Source organism: Pseudomonas extremorientalis (assembly GCF_001870465.1).
Classification (GTDB): domain Bacteria; phylum Pseudomonadota; class Gammaproteobacteria; order Pseudomonadales; family Pseudomonadaceae; genus Aquipseudomonas; species Aquipseudomonas extremorientalis.
Map to the genome: position 1 here is coordinate 35,133 of NZ_MDGK01000060.1, position 16,422 is coordinate 51,554.

General features: G+C 63.8%; 15 protein-coding genes. 9 read left to right on the forward strand and 6 right to left on the reverse strand.

Features of this window, described 5'->3' with window-relative positions; all coding sequences use genetic code 11:
* Window positions 1–13 precede the first annotated feature (13 nt).
* The 9 genes from BFN10_RS25925 (at window position 14) to BFN10_RS25965 (ending at window position 9,375) form a co-directional block, all read left to right on the forward strand.
* The gene (locus tag BFN10_RS25925; protein ID WP_071492105.1) at window positions 14–1,216 is read left to right on the forward strand and encodes an ABC transporter substrate-binding protein; all 1,203 of its coding nucleotides are present in this window, start codon (window positions 14–16) and stop codon (window positions 1,214–1,216) included.
* 57 nt (window positions 1,217–1,273) lie between these two features.
* Window positions 1,274–2,134, forward strand: coding sequence for a branched-chain amino acid ABC transporter permease (locus BFN10_RS25930; RefSeq protein ID WP_071492106.1), 861 nt, complete (start codon window positions 1,274–1,276; stop codon window positions 2,132–2,134).
* 1 nt (window position 2,135) lies between these two features.
* On the forward strand, window positions 2,136–3,146 hold the full coding sequence (locus BFN10_RS25935; protein ID WP_071492107.1) for a branched-chain amino acid ABC transporter permease: 1,011 nt from the start codon (window positions 2,136–2,138) through the stop codon (window positions 3,144–3,146).
* A complete protein-coding gene (locus BFN10_RS25940) occupies window positions 3,143–3,892 on the forward strand; it encodes an ABC transporter ATP-binding protein (protein ID WP_071492108.1) in 750 nt (249 codons plus the stop codon). The genes BFN10_RS25935 and BFN10_RS25940 overlap by 4 nt, the downstream gene beginning before the upstream one ends.
* On the forward strand, window positions 3,892–4,587 hold the full coding sequence (locus BFN10_RS25945; RefSeq protein ID WP_071492109.1) for an ABC transporter ATP-binding protein: 696 nt from the start codon (window positions 3,892–3,894) through the stop codon (window positions 4,585–4,587). The genes BFN10_RS25940 and BFN10_RS25945 overlap by 1 nt, the downstream gene beginning before the upstream one ends.
* A gap of 13 nt (window positions 4,588–4,600) precedes the next feature.
* Window positions 4,601–5,869: a Zn-dependent hydrolase gene (locus BFN10_RS25950; protein ID WP_071492110.1), complete on the forward strand. Its 1,269-nt coding sequence runs from the start codon at window positions 4,601–4,603 to the stop codon at window positions 5,867–5,869.
* Window positions 5,866–7,272: an amidase gene (locus BFN10_RS25955; RefSeq protein WP_071492111.1), complete on the forward strand. Its 1,407-nt coding sequence runs from the start codon at window positions 5,866–5,868 to the stop codon at window positions 7,270–7,272. The genes BFN10_RS25950 and BFN10_RS25955 overlap by 4 nt, the downstream gene beginning before the upstream one ends.
* Before the next feature lie 176 nt (window positions 7,273–7,448).
* A complete protein-coding gene (locus BFN10_RS25960; RefSeq protein WP_071492112.1) occupies window positions 7,449–8,312 on the forward strand; it encodes a LysR family transcriptional regulator in 864 nt (287 codons plus the stop codon).
* 58 nt (window positions 8,313–8,370) lie between these two features.
* Window positions 8,371–9,375: a LacI family DNA-binding transcriptional regulator gene (locus BFN10_RS25965; protein WP_071492113.1), complete on the forward strand. Its 1,005-nt coding sequence runs from the start codon at window positions 8,371–8,373 to the stop codon at window positions 9,373–9,375.
* Here BFN10_RS25965 and BFN10_RS25970 read toward each other — a convergent pair.
* The 6 genes from BFN10_RS25970 to BFN10_RS25995 all read right to left on the reverse strand — a co-directional run bounded on the left by BFN10_RS25970 (window position 9,372) and on the right by BFN10_RS25995 (window position 16,194).
* Window positions 9,372–10,097, reverse strand: coding sequence for an SDR family oxidoreductase (locus BFN10_RS25970; RefSeq protein WP_071492114.1), 726 nt, complete (start codon window positions 10,095–10,097; stop codon window positions 9,372–9,374). The genes BFN10_RS25965 and BFN10_RS25970 overlap by 4 nt on opposite strands.
* Complete coding sequence (locus BFN10_RS25975; protein ID WP_071492115.1) at window positions 10,098–11,630, reverse strand: FGGY-family carbohydrate kinase; 1,533 nt, start codon at window positions 11,628–11,630, stop codon at window positions 10,098–10,100. It lies immediately after the preceding gene.
* A gap of 2 nt (window positions 11,631–11,632) precedes the next feature.
* Window positions 11,633–12,712, reverse strand: a complete 1,080-nt coding sequence (locus BFN10_RS25980; protein ID WP_071492116.1) for an alcohol dehydrogenase catalytic domain-containing protein — start codon at window positions 12,710–12,712, stop codon at window positions 11,633–11,635.
* Between the two features lie 28 nt (window positions 12,713–12,740).
* Window positions 12,741–13,733: an ABC transporter permease gene (locus BFN10_RS25985; RefSeq protein ID WP_071492117.1), complete on the reverse strand. Its 993-nt coding sequence runs from the start codon at window positions 13,731–13,733 to the stop codon at window positions 12,741–12,743.
* Window positions 13,699–15,207 carry a sugar ABC transporter ATP-binding protein gene (locus BFN10_RS25990; protein ID WP_071492118.1) on the reverse strand — a complete coding sequence of 503 codons (1,509 nt, stop codon included), beginning with the start codon at window positions 15,205–15,207 and terminating at the stop codon, window positions 13,699–13,701. Before BFN10_RS25990 ends, BFN10_RS25985 begins: the two co-directional genes overlap by 35 nt.
* Window positions 15,208–15,270: 63 nt before the next feature.
* Window positions 15,271–16,194, reverse strand: coding sequence for a substrate-binding domain-containing protein (locus BFN10_RS25995; protein ID WP_071492119.1), 924 nt, complete (start codon window positions 16,192–16,194; stop codon window positions 15,271–15,273).
* Window positions 16,195–16,422: the final 228 nt, after the last annotated feature.

The window sequence follows — 16,422 nt, forward strand, 5'->3', positions numbered from 1 at the left end:
AGGGAGTCACCCCATGCAGCGTCGTACGTTGTTGAAAGCCAGTCTCACCGCCGCAGCCGCCCTCAGCCTCCCGCTGAGCGTGCGCTCGGCATTCGCCGCCGAGCCCTTTACCTTTTACGGCCTCAAGTCCATGTCTGGCGCGTTTGCCAGCTATGGCAAGTTTGCCGACATGGGTTCGCGCCTGGCGGTGGAGCAGCACCCGGAGGTGCTGGGTCGCCCGTTGAACTACAAGGTTATCGACACCGAAGGCAACGCCGGCAAGGCGGTGCGCAAGGTCCAGGAAGCCATCCAGCAGGACGGCGCGCGGTTCTTCCAGGGGTGCACCTTGTCCTCGTCGGCGCTGGCGGTGGCCAAGGAAGTCGACAAGGTCGGCGGCGTGTTCATGACCCCGGTGGGCGCCGATGAAGTCACCGGCAAGGACTGCAACAAGGCGACGTTCCGCTGGTCCGTGCCGACCTACGGCGCAATCCGCGAAACCATGGTGCCGCTGATCAAACTGCTGCCCGACGCCAAGCGCTGGTACACCATCACCCCGCAATACGTGTTCGGCGAAGCCCTGCTCGAAGGCGCCAAAAACGTGCTCAAGGAACACGGCCTGGAACACGTCGGCAACAGCTACCACTCGCTGCAGGAACAGGAATTTTCCGGCTACCTGACCAACGCCATCTCGACCAGACCCGACGTGCTGGTGCTGCTCAACTTCGGCAGCCAGTCGTCCAACACCCTGCGCCAGGCGGTCAACTTCGGCATCAAGGAGCGCATGAAAGTGCTGCTGGTGTGGTCCGCCGGACTCGACCAATTCCAGGAACTGGGCAGCGATGTACTCGAGGGCGTGTACCTTGGCGCACAGTACTGGCACCAGGTCGACACCCCGCTCAACCGTGAACTGGTCAAGCTGACCCAGGCCAAGTACGGCATCAACCCCACCTACCCGCTGGCCGCCGACTACATCAGCACCAGGGTCATGCTCGAAACCATCATCGCCACCGGCAGCTTCGACGGGCCGACCGTGGCCAAGGCCATGCAGGGCCTGAGTTTCGAAGGGCCCACCGGCAAGGAATCGATCCGCGCCGGCGACCACCAGGTGATCAAGGACTACTACCTGCTGATCGGCAAGGCCAGCAGCGAGATGGCCGACAAGGACGACCTGGCCAAGGTGCTCAGCGCCGGCCAATCGTTCCCGCCGGTGGACGCCACGGGCTGCACGCTCGGCTGATCCCCTGAATTTTGTAGCGCAGGGCCGCGCAAGCGGCGTCCTGCCGAGGGTTCCTGCATGCTTAATCTTTACCTGTTCCAGATCCTCAACGGCCTTGGGCTGGGGATGATCTACTTCCTCATTGCGGTCGGGCTGACGATCATTTTCGGCCTGCTCAACTTCGTCAACTTCGCCCACGGCGCGTTCTTTCTGCTGGGTGCCTACATCTGCTACACCGCCGTGAGCCTCACCGGCAACTTCTGGCTGGCGTTGCTGATCGCGCCACTGGTGGTGGCTGCACTGGCCTGGGTGATCGAGCGCCTGTTGATTCAGCGGATCTACCACTTGCCGCACATGTTCCAGATCCTGGTGACCCTGGGGATTGCACTGATCATCCAGGAGGCCAGCGTGATGATCTGGGGTCCGGTGGGCAAGAGCGTCGCGGTACCGGAACTGCTGCGCGGCGTGCTGGTGGTGGGTGACTTCGTGTACCCCTACTACCGCCTGTTCCTCATTGTGTTTTCCGGGCTGGTCGGCCTGGGCCTGTGGTTGCTGCTGGAACGCACGCGCTTCGGTGCCCTGGTGCGCGCCGGCAGTGAAAGCACCGAAACCGTGTCGCTGCTGGGCACCAATATTTTCCGCCTGTTCTCCATGACCTTCGCCCTCGGCGTGGCCCTGGCCGGCGTCGCCGGTGTGCTGTTCGCACCGTTGCGCGGCGCGCAGCCCTTTGTCGGCCCGGAGATCCTCGGCGTGGCCTTCGTGGTAGTGGTGATCGGCGGCATGGGCTCTTTCAGCGGTGCGCTGGTCGGCGGTTTGCTGGTGGGCGTGGTGCAAAGCCTGATGACCACACTCTGGCCCCAGGGTGCGAGCCTGATGATCTACGGCGCGATGGCCGTGGTGATTCTGATCCGTCCCTACGGCCTGTTCGGGAGAGCCTGACATGAGCGAGAAAAATCCCCTGCCGTTTGCCAAGACGCAATCGCGCGCAATGCTGCTGTGGGTGTTGGCAGTCTTGATCGGCCTGCCGCTGATCTTGCCATCGGCGACCCTGGCCACCGAGATCCTGATCTTTGCCATGGCCGCCCTGGCCTGCAACCTGTTGCTGGGCTACACCGGGCTGCTGTCGTTCGGCCAAGGCATCTTCTTCGGGGCCGGCGCGTACTGTGCGGCGCTACTGATGATCCACCTGCAACTGGGCCTGTTCACCGCGTTGCTCGGCGCCGCCATTGCGGGTGGGTTCCTGGCCTTGCTGGTGGGTGCCCTGGCGATCCGGCGTACCGGTATCTATTTCGTGATGCTGACCCTGGCGTTCAGCCAGATGGCGTATTTTGTCGCCTACACCCTCAGCGACTGGACCGGCGGCGACAACGGCCTGCTCAGCGTGCCGCGCCCGGAAATCCGCCTCCGCGACACCGTGCTGCTGTCCCTGGCCGATGCCCGCGCGTTCTACGGTTTTGTCGCGGTGCTGTTCCTGCTGATCTTCATCGGTGCGCGCCGGGTCATCGCTTCGCCGTTCGGCAGCACGCTGATGGCTATCCGCGAAAACGAAACCCGCGCCTCGGCCATCGGCTACGACACGCGGCACTTCAAGATCCTGGTGTTCGTGCTGTCCGGCGCCGTCACCGGGATTGCCGGGGCGCTGTACGCCATGCTGCTGCACTTTGTGCCGCTGTCGAACATCGACCTGGCGATGTCCGAGAACATCCTGATCATGACCATCGTCGGCGGCACCGGCTCGCTGTTTGGCTCGTTGCTGGGCGCCGGTTCCATCGTGCTGCTCGGGGATTTCCTCTCCGACCTGTGGCCGCGCTGGCTGATGCTGCTGGGGGTGATCCTGATCCTGGTGGTGATCTTCATGCGCGGTGGTTTGTGGGGCGGCCTGGCGTCGCTGTTCGAGAAGGTACGCGGCAGCCGCAAGAACGTGGTTATCGCCAAGGAGGAAGGGCTATGAGCATCCTGCTGGAAACCCAGGACCTGGAACTGGCCTACGGCGCGTTCCACGCAGTGAATGGCGTCAACCTCAAGGTCGAGGCCGGCACCATCCACACCATCATCGGCCCCAACGGTGCCGGCAAGACCAGCCTGTTCCACTGCCTCACCGGCGAGCGCCAGGCCACCGCTGGAGCAATTCATTTCGACGGTAAAAACCTGATGCGCAAGCCCGCCCACGGCCGTGTGGGCCTGGGCATGGCGCGCTCGTTCCAGCTGACCAGCCTGTTCCAGAACCTCAGCGTGCGCGAGAACCTGCGCCTGGCCGCTCAGGGCCGTGACGGCGCACGTGCCCTCAACTTCTGGCGTCGCGTGGACAGCCAGCGCGAACACCTGGAGATGGCCGACCAGGTGCTCGAACGCCTGCAACTCACTGCCCGCGCCGACACCCTGGCCGGCGAGTTGTCCCACGGCCAGCAACGGGTACTGGAGGTGGGCATGTCGATCTGCTCCAAGCCGAAACTGTTGATGCTGGATGAGCCCACCTCGGGCATGGGCATCGACGATATCCCGATCATGACTCAGTTGATCAGCGACCTTGGCCGCGATCACACAGTACTGCTGATCGAACACAACATGAGCATTGTCATGTCCATCAGCCAACGCATCACGGTGATGAGCCACGGCCAGATCCTGGTGGAAGGCACGCCGGAATTCGTGCGCGCCGATGAACGTGTGCGCACCGCATACCTTGGGGAGGCTGCCTGATGCTGATCGTCGAGAATATCCATTCCTACTACGACAAGAGCCACGTGCTGGAAGGCGTGTCGCTGACCGTCAACCCCGGCGAACTGGTAACGCTGCTGGGGCGCAATGGCGCCGGCAAGACCACCACCCTGCGCAGCATCCTCGGCATCATCTGCCCGCGCCAGGGCCAGATCCACTTCAACGGCCAGGCGCTGGTCGGGCAGAAGATCTTCGAAATCGCCCGTCAGGGTTTGGCATTGGTCCCGGAGAACCGTGGGATTTTCCGCTTGCTCACCGTTGAGGAAAACCTGCGCATCGCCGCACGCAAGACCAGTCGCTGGCAGCTCGAAGACGTGTACGCCATGTTCCCGCGCCTCAAGGAGCGCCGCAAAAACGCCGGCCACGCGCTGTCCGGCGGCGAGCAGCAGATGCTCGCCATCGCCCGCGCCCTGCTCAACGACCCCAAGCTGCTGATCCTCGATGAACCCACCGAAGGCCTGGCCCCGGTGATCGTCGACGAACTGGTGAAAATCCTGCGCAAGGTCAAGGACGACGGCCTGCCGGTGCTGCTGGTGGAACAAAACCTGATGGTCTGCGACAAGCTCGCCGACCGCCATTACGTGCTTGAACAGGGCCGCGTCGTATACGCAGGCAGCGCCGAAGCCTTCCGCGCCGACCCGACGATCAAAAACCGTTATTTGGCCCTGAGTGCCTGACCGGAGATTGCACATGAACAGTTTTACGCAACCGCTCCAGAGCAACGCCCCTCTGATCAACCGCGACCGCCTGTGGCAATCGCTGATGGACCTGGCCCGACTCGGCGCCACCGCCAAGGGCGGCGTGTGCCGCCTCGCCCTCACCGACCTCGACCGCCAGGCCCGTGACCTGTTTGTGCAATGGTGCGAGGATGCCGGGTGCAGCGTCAGTGTCGACGCCATCGGCAATATCTTTGCCCGCCGCGCCGGGCGCAACCCCGCCCTGCCCCCGGTGATGACCGGTAGCCATATCGACACCCAACCCACTGGCGGCAAGTTCGACGGCTGCTACGGGGTGATGGCCGGGCTGGAAGTGATCCGCACCCTCAATGACCTGGACATCGAAACCCAAGCGCCGATTGAAGTGGTGGTGTGGACCAACGAAGAAGGCTCGCGTTTTCCGCCGTGCATGATGGGCTCCGGGGTGTTTGCCGGGAAGTTCGACTTGCAGGACACCCTCGACAAAGTCGACGACCAGGGCCTGTCGGTGGGCGCCGAATTGCAGCGTATCGGCTATGCCGGCTCGCGCACCGTACTCGGCCACCCGGTGGGCGCGTATTTCGAGGCGCATATCGAACAGGGCCCGGTGCTGGAAGACCAGACCACCACCATTGGCGTGGTCATGGGGTGCCTGGGGCAGAAATGGTTCGACCTGACCTTGACCGGCGTCGAAGCCCACGCCGGCCCGACGCCGATGCACCTGCGCAAGGACGCCCTGGTCGGCGCCGCCGAGGTGGTCAGCGCGGTCAACCGCATCGCCCATCAACAGCAGCCCCACGCCTGCGGCACGGTGGGTTGCCTGAGCCTGCACCCCGGCTCGCGCAACGTGATTCCCGGCCAGGTGCACATGACCATCGACCTGCGCCACCTGCACGCGGACAAGCTGCAAGCCATGGTCGATGAAGTGCGCGGCGTGATAGAAGCCACTGCCCAGCGACACGGCCTGACCTTTGAGCTGACGCCTACCGCCGACTTTCCACCGCTGGACTTCGCCCCGGCCTGCGTCAATGCGGTGCGTGACGGCGCCGAAGCCTTGGGCCTGAGCCATATGGACATCGTCAGCGGGGCCGGGCACGACGCGATTTTTGTCGCCGAACTCGGCCCGGCCGGCATGATCTTTGTGCCGTGCGAAGGCGGCATCAGCCATAACGAAATCGAAAACGCCGCGCCGGACGACCTGGCAGCTGGCTGCGCGGTATTGCTGCGCGCCATGGTCAATGCGGCACAGGGGGACGTGGCATGAGCGACATCGGCCAACTGACAGCGGTGCAACTGCTGCAGCATTTTCGCGACCAGACCTTGTCGCCGGTGGAAGTCACCGAGGACGCTTTGTTGCGCATCGAGCGCTACAACCCGGTGGTGAACGCCTATTGCCACGTCGACCCGGAAGGTGCGCTGAACGCCGCACGCGCCTCGGAACAACGCTGGCTCAAGGGCCAACCCTGCGGGCCGTTGGACGGTGTGCCGGCGTCGATCAAAGACCTGACGCTGACCATCGGCATGCCGACCCGCAAGGGCTCGCGCACCTCATCCGCCGAAGGGCCGTGGGACGTCGACGCGCCCTTCACAGCCTTTATGCGCAAGGCCGGCGCGGTGCTGCTGGGCAAGACCACCACCCCGGAATTCGGCTGGAAAGGCGTCACCGACAACCCACTGTACGGCATCACCCGCAACCCGTGGGACACCCGCACCACGGCGGGCGGCTCGTCCGGCGGCGCGGGCGCAGCGGCGGCGTTGAACCTGGGCGTGTTGCACCAGGGCAGCGACGCCGGCGGCTCGATCCGCATTCCCTGCGCCTTTACCGGCACCTTCGGGATCAAGCCGACCTTCGGTTATGTGCCGCAGTGGCCGGCCAGCTCCATGACCATTCTGTCGCACCTGGGGCCGATGACCCGCACGGTGGAAGACAGTGTGCTGATGCTGCAAACCATCGCCCAGCCAGACCCACGGGATGGGTTGATCGGTGCTCCACGCACCACACCATGGCTGACGCCGGGTACGGATTTGAAAGGGTTGCGTGTGGCCTACAGTCCGAACTTCGGTTACGTGAAGGTCGACCCACAAGTGGCCAAGGTGGTCGCGGAGGCGGTGCGAGGCCTGGAACAACTGGGCGCCCATGTCGAGCAGATCGACCCCGGTTTCAGCGACCCGCTGGACGTCTTCAGCACCTTGTGGGCAGCCGGCGCGGCACGCCTGACCGGCGCCATGAGCGAGACACAAAAACAACTGCTGGACCCCGGACTGTCAAGGATTGCACAACGCGGCGAACAGTTGAGCCTGGACGACTTCAGCGCCGCCCTTGAAGCCCGCGCCGCATTGGTGGCGCGCATGGCCGCGTTCCATGAGCATTACGATGTGCTGGTGTCGCCGATGATGCCGATCACCGCATTCGAAGCCGGGCACGACGTACCGCCCGGCTCCGGCTTGCAGGCATGGACGCAGTGGACGCCCTTCACCTACCCTTTCAACCTGACCCAGCAACCGGCGGCATCGGTGCCGTGCGGGCTGGCGGCGAATGGCTTGCCGGTGGGCTTGCATGTGGTGGGGGCGCGGTTTGCCGATGAGCAGGTGTTGCGGGTGTGCCAGGCGTATGCAAAGGCATTCCCGACCAAGCACCTGCAAGCGCCAATCATCAGAACACCGTAGGACACCATGTGGGACGGGGTACACGCCGATGGTCCTGGACCTATCTGGCTGAGGACGAACACTGCAACTGTGGGTACTTTTCGCCAGTTCTACCTGAAGACCTTGGGAGCAAGCCCCCTCCCACAGTTTCAACCCCATTCCATTACACTGTCCCCCCATTCATCCCCGGGGGCTTCATGGACATCGAACTGGCACGCACCTTCCTCGAAATCACCCGCTGCGGCAGCCTCGCCGCAGCGGCCGAGAAACTGCACGTCACCCAGACCGCCATCACCGCACGGGTCAAGAGCCTGGAAAGCCAATTGGGCAGCACGCTGTTCATCCGCAACCGCGCCGGCGCCAGGCTGACCGCCGACGGCGAGGCCTTCGTGGTGTACGCCAACCAGTTGCTGCAAACCTGGGAAGCGGCCAAACGCGACCTGCCGTTGCCCGATGGCTATCGCAACGTGCTGCACATCGGCGGCGAGGTCAGCCTGTGCAACCCGTTGATGCTCGGCTGGGCCCAGGCCCTGCGCCAGAACATCCCCGGCCATGCCCTGCGCACCGAAATCCGCGAAGGCGAATACCTGCTGCGCCAACTGGAGCTGGGTGTGCTGGACGCCGCGCTGGTGTTCCAGCCGCAATACTGGCCGGGCTTGCAGGTGGAGCAGGTGCTGGAGGAAAAACTGATCCTGGTGCAGCTGGTGAGCAACCCGGCGCCCTATGTGTACATCGATTGGGGACCCGGCTTTCGTCAACAACACGACGCCGCCCTGCCCGACAAGGCCCGCGCCGCACTGAGTTTCAACCTGGGGCCGCTGGCGTTGCAGTACATCCTGGAAAATGGCGGCGCCGGTTATTTTCGCACCCGCGTGGTGCAGAGCTACCTGGACAGCGGCGTGATGCAACGCGTGCCCAAGGCGCCGGAGTTCAGCTTCCCCACGTACCTGGTGTATTCACGGGCGCGGGATTCGGCGGTGTTGCAACAGGCACTGGCGTTGCTGCGCGAGGTGGTCAAGGCCGAAAGCGACTGGTCGCAGCGCTGGGACCCGCTGATTTGAAGCAACAATATCCGCCGCGCATGCTAGCCTGCGGGTGTTTCCTTTTGCAGCCTTACCGATGAACAAGAAAAAGTCCGTCACCATCAGCGACATCGCCAAACAGGTCGGCATGACCACCATCACGGTGTCCCGGGCGCTGAGCAAACCTGACCTGGTCAAGCCGGCCACCCTGGCGCGCATCCTCGAAGTGGCGCGGGAGCTGGACTATGTGCCCAACGCATTCGCCCGCGGCCTCAAGCGCAGCGAAAGCCTGATCATCGGCGTGATCACCGCCTCGGTAGACAACCCGTTCTACAGCGAAATGATCAAGGCAATTTCCCGCGAGGCCAAGCAGCACGGCTACACCATCATGCTGGTGGACACCGATGAGCTGGAAGAACTGGAAAGCAAGGCCGTGGACACCCTGTTGGGCTACCGCGTGGCGGGGATCATCCTGTCGCCGGTCTCGGATGAGCCGGGCTACCAGCCCGACTACCTGGAACGCCTGGCCAACGGCAAGACCCCGGTGGTGCTGCTCGACCGCACGATCCACGACAGTCCGTTCAGCCGCGTGGTGCTCGACAACTACCACAGCGGCATCCAGGCCGCGCACTACCTGCTGCGCCAGACGCCCGACCTCAGGCGCCTGCTGGTGCTGACCGGCCCCGAACATTCACGCATCACTGTGGAGCGCCTCAAAGGCCTGCGTGAAGTGCTGGCCGAACACCCGCAGGTGCAGGTCGAAGTGCAGGCCGGCGACTACACGCTGATGCCGTCCTACCTGCACACCCTCGACTACCTGGCCGAACACTCGGCGCCGGACGCGATCATGGGGTTCAACCAGTTGATCACCCTCGGCGCCCTGCGTGCGCTGCGCATGCACAATATCCCCCACGACAGCCTGACCATCTGCGGCATCGACCGCCTGCCCTTCGCCGATATTTTCGGCGTACCCATCGCCTGCGTGGCCCACGACGCGTCCCTGGCCGGCAGCAGCGCGGTACGCCTGCTGCTTGACCGTCTCGAAGACCCGGGCAAGCTCCGGGATAAGGTGGTCATCGCCGGCCAGTTGGAAAACGGCTAGCGGCTGGTATAGCCGCCGTCGATGGGCAGGCTGACGCCGCTGATCATGCTGGCCGCGCGGCTCAGCAGGAACAGCACCGGCAGGGCCACTTCCGCAGTTTCAGCAAACCGCCCCAAGGGAATTGCCGCCAGCGCCGGGTCGCGCTTGGCCGGCGCGGACCACGCCATGGCTGCCATCGGCGTGAGTGTGACCGTGGGGTTGACGCTGTTGACGCGAATGCCGAAGCGGCCCCACTCGGCGCATTGCACACGGGTGATCGCATCCAGCGCCGCCTTGGAGGCGCAGTAGCCAAGGTGATCGTCCAGCGCCACCAATGACGCCTGGCTGGAGACGTTGACGATGCTGCCGGCGATCTGCGCTTCGATCATTTTTGCCGCCACGCGGCTGGCGACCTGCGCGGCGGCGCGGGCGTTGACCTGCATCACCTGGTCGAACGCCTCGGCGCTGATGGCAGCGGCGGGCTCCAGGCGCGAGATACCCGCGCAGTTGACCAGGCCGTGCAGCGGCGGCAGGTCTTGCAGGGCATTGTCGAGGGCGGCGCTGTCGGCGATGTCCAGGCAGAGGCTATGGCAGCCGAGTTCGGCCAAGGCTTGGGCGTCGCGGCCGAGGGCAAACACATCGGCGCCGCTGGCAATCAGTTGCAAGGCGATTTCACGGCCGATGCCACTGCTGGCGCCGGTGACGAGGATGCGGTGATGGGTGAAGTCGAAGGCTGCGTTCATTCAGTTATCCTGCAGGCTGTGCATGATCGGTTTCAGGGCCGGATACAGCTCCAGGTATTCGCCGAACGCACGGTCGTACGCCTCGACATTTTCCGCCTTGGGCTCGGCTCGCAACTCCAGCTGTACCCAGCCCTTGTCCATCTCCCCATCGCTCACCAACCCCACCGTATGTGCCGCCAGCAACGCCGCGCCCAACGCCGCCTCAACCTCCTGCACGATGGTGTACACCGGATACCGCGTAACGTCCGCGATGATCTGCATCCACAGGTCCGAATGGCTCGCCCCGCCCACCACGATCAAGCGCGGGTCCAGGGAATGCGCGCCGCGCGTGCCCGCTTCGATGTTGTGCCGCAGGGCAAGACTCACCCCTTCCAGCACTGCGCGGTACAGGTGGATTCTGCTGTGATACAGGTTCAAGCCGACAAAACTGCCACTGGCGCGGTCGTCCCACACCGGGCTGCGCTCACCCATCAGGTAGGGCAGGAACAACAACCCTTCGCTGCCCGCCGGGATATGCGTCGCACGCTGTTCCAGCAACGCCAGGCTGTCCTGGCCGCTGGCCTTGGCCTGCTGCTCTTCGGCCTGGCAGAACTGCTCGCGAAACCAGCTCACCGAAGCCCCGGCGGTGATCGCACCGCCAAAGATATACAGGTCGCGGTGGCCGTTGTAGACGTGGGGCATGCTCACCAGGCCATGGTGTGCATCCACCTGCTGGTTGAGGTACCCCCAGCACATGCTGGTGCCGATCATTGCCACATGATTGCCTGGTTGAGTCACTCCCGCCGCCAAGGTTGCCATGGCCGCATCGACGCCACCGGCCAGGATCGGTGTCCCCGCCTGCAGGCCCAGACGCGCAGCCCACCCCTCCAGCAACCCACCGACGACCTCCCCGGAATACACCAGGCGCTCCGGCATCATCGCCGGCGGTATGCCCAATGCATCGAGCATTTCGCCAGACCAGCCACGCGTCTTCACGTCGTAGACGCCACCGATGTTGCCGGCACTGCTGTGGTCCACCGCCAACTCACCGGTGAAGCACCAGTTGAGGTAGCTGTTCGGTGGCAGCAGGTAGCGGGTTTTCGCCCACACCTCGGGCTGGTGCTGCTTGAGCCAGAGCATCTTGGTGAAACCGTAGTAGCTGTCCACCGCGTTGCCGGTCACCTCGTACAGGCGCTCCAGGTCCACATGCTCACGCACCCAGGCCACCTGCTCGCCGGCGCGGCGGTCCATCCAGATCAGGCACGGGTGCACCGGTGTGAGCTGCGCATCCACCGCAATCCCCGAGCCGCCGTACAGGCTGCTGATGCACAACGCCTTGACCTGGTCTTTCGCCACGCCGGCCTTGGCCATGCACTGCGCCACACAGATCTCGACCGCGTCCAGCCAGACCTGCGGCCATTGTTCGGCCCAGCGCACTTTCGGGGTATCCACGCGATACCCCTGGCTGTGCTGGGCGATGATCGTGCCGTGACCATCCACCAGCAGCGCCTTGGTGCTCTGGGTTCCGATGTCGACCCCCATCACGTAATTCATCCTCAAACCACCGGCTTCAACAGCACCTTGATCGACTTGGTCGAGTTGGCCAGCTCGAAGGCTTCGGCCCAGTCGTCCAGCGGGAAGTCATGGGTGACGATGCCTTTGGAGGTGACCAGGCCGCGCTCGAACAGGTCGATGGCGATCGGGTAGCAATAGGGGCCGAGGTGCGCGCCGCGGACGTCCAGTTCCTTGCGGTCGCCGATGATCGACCAGTCGACGCTGGTCTCGGCGCCGAACACGCTGAACTCGACAAAACGCCCGAGCTTGCGGATCAGGTCCAGGCCCTGGGTGACACCGGCCGGTACGCCGGTGGTTTCGATGTAGACGTCGCAACCGTAGTTGTCGGTGAGGCCATTGATGATCTCGCGGGCGTTGTCGCGGGCCGGGTTGATCACCACGTCGGCGCCAAATTGCTTCGCCAGTTCCAGGCGCTCGTCGACCATGTCGATCACCACCAGTTTCTTCGGGGTCTTCAACGCGGCGACCTGGACCATGCACAGGCCGAGGGTGCCGGCACCGGCGATCACCACCACATCATCGAGCTGGATATCGCCACGGTTGACGGTGTGGATCGAGCAGGCCATCGGCTCCACCAGCGCCGAGTCTTCCAGCGACACCGACTCGGGAATCTTGTGCACGATGGCGGTCTTGGGAATGCGCATGTACTGGGCCATGCCACCTTCGGCCACTTCACGCTGGAAGCCGAAGATGTTGTGCACTTCGCACATCCAGTACTTGCCGGATTTGCAGAAGCGGCACTTGCCACAGGGCACGATCTGCTCGGCGATCACTTTGTCGCCGACCGCGACCTCAAAGTGCTCGGCGGCGCCCTCGCCCACTTCCACCACATAACCAAAAAATTCGTGCCCCGGTACCACCGGCGCCTTGACCCAGGGGTTGTCGCCGCCCCAGAACATCGCGGCGCCCGAGTGGCACTTGCAGTCACTGGCGCAGATGCCACAGGCGGCGATGCGGATCACCAGTTCGTTGACGCGGGCCTGGGGTTTGCCGATGCGTTCCAGGCGATAGTCCTTGGGGCCGTGGCAGACGACGGCTTGCATGTCGGTGTGCTTGTCCATGGTGTGGAGTCCTGTGCTTGTTAGGAGTTTATTTGTGGCGCTGACGGCTGATGAAAATCGCCAGCAAAATGATCCCGCCCTTGATCACGCTCTGGACGTAGGGTGAAACGCCAAGCATGTTCAGGCCGTTGTTCAGCACGCCGAGCAGCATGGCGCCGAGCAAAGTGCCAACGATCACCCCGCGCCCGCCGGCAATCGACGCGCCGCCGAGTACCACGGCGGCAATCGCATCCAGCTCGAACGACACGCCGGCATTCGGCTGGCCGCTCATCAGGCGTGAGGTGAGTACCAGCCCGGCAATCGCCGCCGTCAGGCCGCTGATGCCATACACCAGCAACTTGAAGCGCGCGGCGCGCACGCCGGACAAGCGCACCGCTTCTTCATTGCCGCCGATGGCGTAGATGTAGCGGCCGATGCGCGTGTGTTGCAGCAGCACATAGGCGGCGGCGTAGGTGACCAGCATGATCAGGATCGGCACTTCGATGCCAAACAGGCTCTGGCGACCAAAGAAGCCGAACCACTCCGGCAGCCCGGAAATCGGGTAGCCGTCGGTGTACATCAGGCCCAGGCCCCGGGCGATGCCCATGGTCGCCAGGGTCACGATGATCGGCGGCATGTGCAGGTAGGCGACGAACAGGCCGTTGCCGACGCCGAAGGCCACGCCGATCAACATCCCCGCGCCAATCGCCAGGCCCGGCGGCAGGCCCGCGACCATCAACCCGGCGGTGAGCGTACCGGACAACGCCATCACCGGCCCCACCGACAGATCGATGCCGCCGGTGAGGATCACGCAGGTCATGCCCACCGCGATGATCGCGTTGATCGACACCTGGCGGGCGATGTTCGACAGGTTGCTGGCGGTGAGGAAGGTGTCGCTGGCCAGGATCATCACCAGGGTCACCACCACCAGCCCCACGAACGGGTAGAACGCCGGCGAGCGCACCAGCCGCGCCAGGTTCAGGCGCAGCCGACTGCTGTCGACGGTGTTAATGGACGTATTCACTTGAGCCCCCTGTTGCATGGCGCATGACCTCTTGAGGATTGACGGCGGACGCTTCGAGTACCTTGACGATGGCGCCCTTGTGAAACACGGCGACGCGGTCGCACAGGCCGATGACTTCCGGCAACTCGGAGGAAATCATGATGATTGCGTAGCCCTGTTCGGTGAGGCTGCGCATCAGCGCGTAGATCTGCGCCTTGGCCCCCACGTCGATGCCACGGGTGGGTTCGTCGAACACCAGCACGTCGCAGTGGTGGTTGATCCAGCGGGCGATCACCACCTTCTGCTGGTTACCGCCACTGAGGTTGAACACCCGGCTTTCGCCGCTGGGGGCCTTGATCGACAGCTGACGCATCAGGTCTTCGACGCTGGCGCTTTCCCTGGCCTTGTCGATCAGGCCCGAAGCGTTCTGGTATTTGGGCAGGTTGTTCAGCGAGATGTTTTCACGAATGCTGAAATCGGTGATCAGCCCTTCGCTCTTGCGGCTTTCCGGCAGCAGGCCGATGCCGTGGGCGAGCGCTTGCGCCGGGTCATCGAGGGTGATTTTCTCACCGCGCAGCCACACGTCTTTGCTCACCGACGGCAGCGCACCCATCATGCCCAGCGCCAGTTCGGTGCGACCGGAGCCGACCAGACCGGCAAAACCGAGGATCTCGCCCTTGTGCAGTTGGAAGCTGTTGCGGGGCCCGTTGCGCACCAGCTGGATGTCCCTGACCTCCAGCAACAGCGGGCCGCGTGCGCCGCTCGGTTTGGGCGGAAAACTGCATTCCAGGCGCCGCCCGACCATCATCTCGACCAGGCGGTCGATGTCACTGTCGGCCACCTCGGTGACGCCGACATTGCCGCCGTCGCGCAACACGCTGATGCGGTCGCACACCTGGAAAATCTCCTCCAGGTGATGGGAGATGAATATCACTGCCACGTCCTGGCGCTTGAGCTCGCGCATGATCTCGAACAGCAGCTCGGCTTCGCTGGGCGTGAGGGTGGCGGTGGGTTCGTCGAGCACCAGCAGGCGCGCATCCAGGGCCAGGGCCTTGGCGATTTCGACAAACTGCTGCTCGGCCACGCTCAGGTGCTTGACTGCGCATTGCAGGTCAATGGCCACGCCCAGGCGCTTAAACAAGGCCTCGCTGGCCTCGACCATTTCGCGCTTGCGCAGCAGGCCGAAACGGTTGCTGAGCTCATGGCCGAGGAAGATGTTTTCCACTGCCGTGAGGTAGGGAATCAGGCTGAATTCCTGGAACACGATGCCGATGCCAGCGGCGATTGCATCGCGGTAGGTGGCGAACTGCCGGGCCTGGCCATCGATCAGGATCTGGCCTTCGTCCTGATGCTCGACGCCGCCGAGGATCTTCATCAGGGTCGATTTGCCCGCGCCATTTTCGCCGAGCAAGGCATGGATCTCGCCGCGCTCGACCTGCAGGTTGATGGACTTTAGGGCCTGTACGCCCGGGTAACGCTTGCAGATATTTTCAAGCTTCAGAAGACTGCTCATACCGCCGACCTCGTATTCAGAAGGAGACCGCAAGCCCCACGGACGGCGTGGGGCCTGGGTGATTTACCAGCTGAAATCCTTGGCCTTGTCCCGGTCGATCAAGGTGATGTCCACCGGGATGGTGGCCGGCACTTGCGAGCCCCACTTCTTGGCCAGGGCAATGCCCAGGGCGAGGCGGATCTGGTCGCGGGGGTATTGCGCCGAGGTGGCGATGAACTTGCTGCCCGGCTTCTGGATCGCCTTGATCGCTTCCGGCGCGCCGTCGACGCTGACCAGTTTCACGTCCAGGCCGCTGGCTTCGATGGCCGAGAGTGCGCCGAGGGAGCCGTTATCATTCACGCTGAAAATACCGTTGAGCGTCGGTTGCGCCTGCAGCATGTTTTCGGTGACGGTCAGCGCCTGGTCGCGCTCCTGCTTGCCGTTCTGGATGCTGACAATCTTGATGGCCGGGTGCTTGGCCACGGCTTCCTTGCAACCGCGCACACGCTCCAGGATCGGCACCACGGCGATGCCGTCGAGGATGGCGATGTTGCCTTTGTCGCCGATGCTCTTGGCCAGGTATTCACAGGCCTGGAAGCCGGCGTCGAAGTTTTTCGAACCGACAAAGGAATCCAGCGGGCCATCCGCCTGGGCATCGACCGCGACAACCACCACACCGGCGGCATGGGCGGATTTGACGGCCGATTGCACGCCGACCGAATCGGTGGGGTTGATCAGCAGGATATCGATGCCTTTTTGCAGCATGTCTTCGACGTCGCTGACCTGCTTGGACACGTCGTGGCGGGCGTCGGTGATGATCAGTTTCGCACCGATGCTCGCCCCGGCTTCTTCCAGGGCGTTTTTCATGGTGACGAAATAGGGGTTGTTGATTTCCTGGAAGGACGCGCCGATGCGGATCGGCTTGGCGGCGTCGGCAAAAGCAGGGGCAGCGGTGCCGAGGGTGATGCTTACAGCCAATAAACACAGGGTTTTCGGGAGCATTTTCATGGCGTGGTTCTCTGTTTTGTTTTTATTGTTAGAGCAAATGTTATCGTTAACATTTTGCGAGAAGCTAACAAGGAAATTCGCGTGACGCAAGGGGCCACTGGTCGGCTTCGGTCGGAATGTGGGAGGGGGCTTGCCCCCGATGGCGGAGTGTCAGTTGGCGATGTAAGTGACTGACCCGCCACCATCGGGGGCAAGCCCCCTCCCACACGTGTTCATGTGTGCACCACA

What these genes read in the sequence shown, in the direction of transcription:
- BFN10_RS25965 (WP_071492113.1), top strand. Translation starts at nt 8,371, where the DNA reads ATGAACAAGAAAAAGTCCGTCACCATCAGCGACATCGCCAAACAGGTC.
- BFN10_RS25935 (WP_071492107.1), top strand. Translation starts at nt 2,136, where the DNA reads ATGAGCGAGAAAAATCCCCTGCCGTTTGCCAAGACGCAATCGCGCGCA.
- BFN10_RS25940 (WP_071492108.1), top strand. Translation starts at nt 3,143, where the DNA reads ATGAGCATCCTGCTGGAAACCCAGGACCTGGAACTGGCCTACGGCGCG.
- BFN10_RS25960 (WP_071492112.1), top strand. Translation starts at nt 7,449, where the DNA reads ATGGACATCGAACTGGCACGCACCTTCCTCGAAATCACCCGCTGCGGC.
- BFN10_RS25990 (WP_071492118.1), bottom strand. Translation starts at nt 15,207, where the DNA reads ATGAGCAGTCTTCTGAAGCTTGAAAATATCTGCAAGCGTTACCCGGGC.
- BFN10_RS25955 (WP_071492111.1), top strand. Translation starts at nt 5,866, where the DNA reads ATGAGCGACATCGGCCAACTGACAGCGGTGCAACTGCTGCAGCATTTT.
- BFN10_RS25995 (WP_071492119.1), bottom strand. Translation starts at nt 16,194, where the DNA reads ATGAAAATGCTCCCGAAAACCCTGTGTTTATTGGCTGTAAGCATCACC.
- BFN10_RS25930 (WP_071492106.1), top strand. Translation starts at nt 1,274, where the DNA reads ATGCTTAATCTTTACCTGTTCCAGATCCTCAACGGCCTTGGGCTGGGG.
- BFN10_RS25950 (WP_071492110.1), top strand. Translation starts at nt 4,601, where the DNA reads ATGAACAGTTTTACGCAACCGCTCCAGAGCAACGCCCCTCTGATCAAC.
- BFN10_RS25970 (WP_071492114.1), bottom strand. Translation starts at nt 10,097, where the DNA reads ATGAACGCAGCCTTCGACTTCACCCATCACCGCATCCTCGTCACCGGC.
- BFN10_RS25985 (WP_071492117.1), bottom strand. Translation starts at nt 13,733, where the DNA reads ATGCAACAGGGGGCTCAAGTGAATACGTCCATTAACACCGTCGACAGC.
- BFN10_RS25975 (WP_071492115.1), bottom strand. Translation starts at nt 11,630, where the DNA reads ATGAATTACGTGATGGGGGTCGACATCGGAACCCAGAGCACCAAGGCG.
- BFN10_RS25925 (WP_071492105.1), top strand. Translation starts at nt 14, where the DNA reads ATGCAGCGTCGTACGTTGTTGAAAGCCAGTCTCACCGCCGCAGCCGCC.
- BFN10_RS25945 (WP_071492109.1), top strand. Translation starts at nt 3,892, where the DNA reads ATGCTGATCGTCGAGAATATCCATTCCTACTACGACAAGAGCCACGTG.
- BFN10_RS25980 (WP_071492116.1), bottom strand. Translation starts at nt 12,712, where the DNA reads ATGGACAAGCACACCGACATGCAAGCCGTCGTCTGCCACGGCCCCAAG.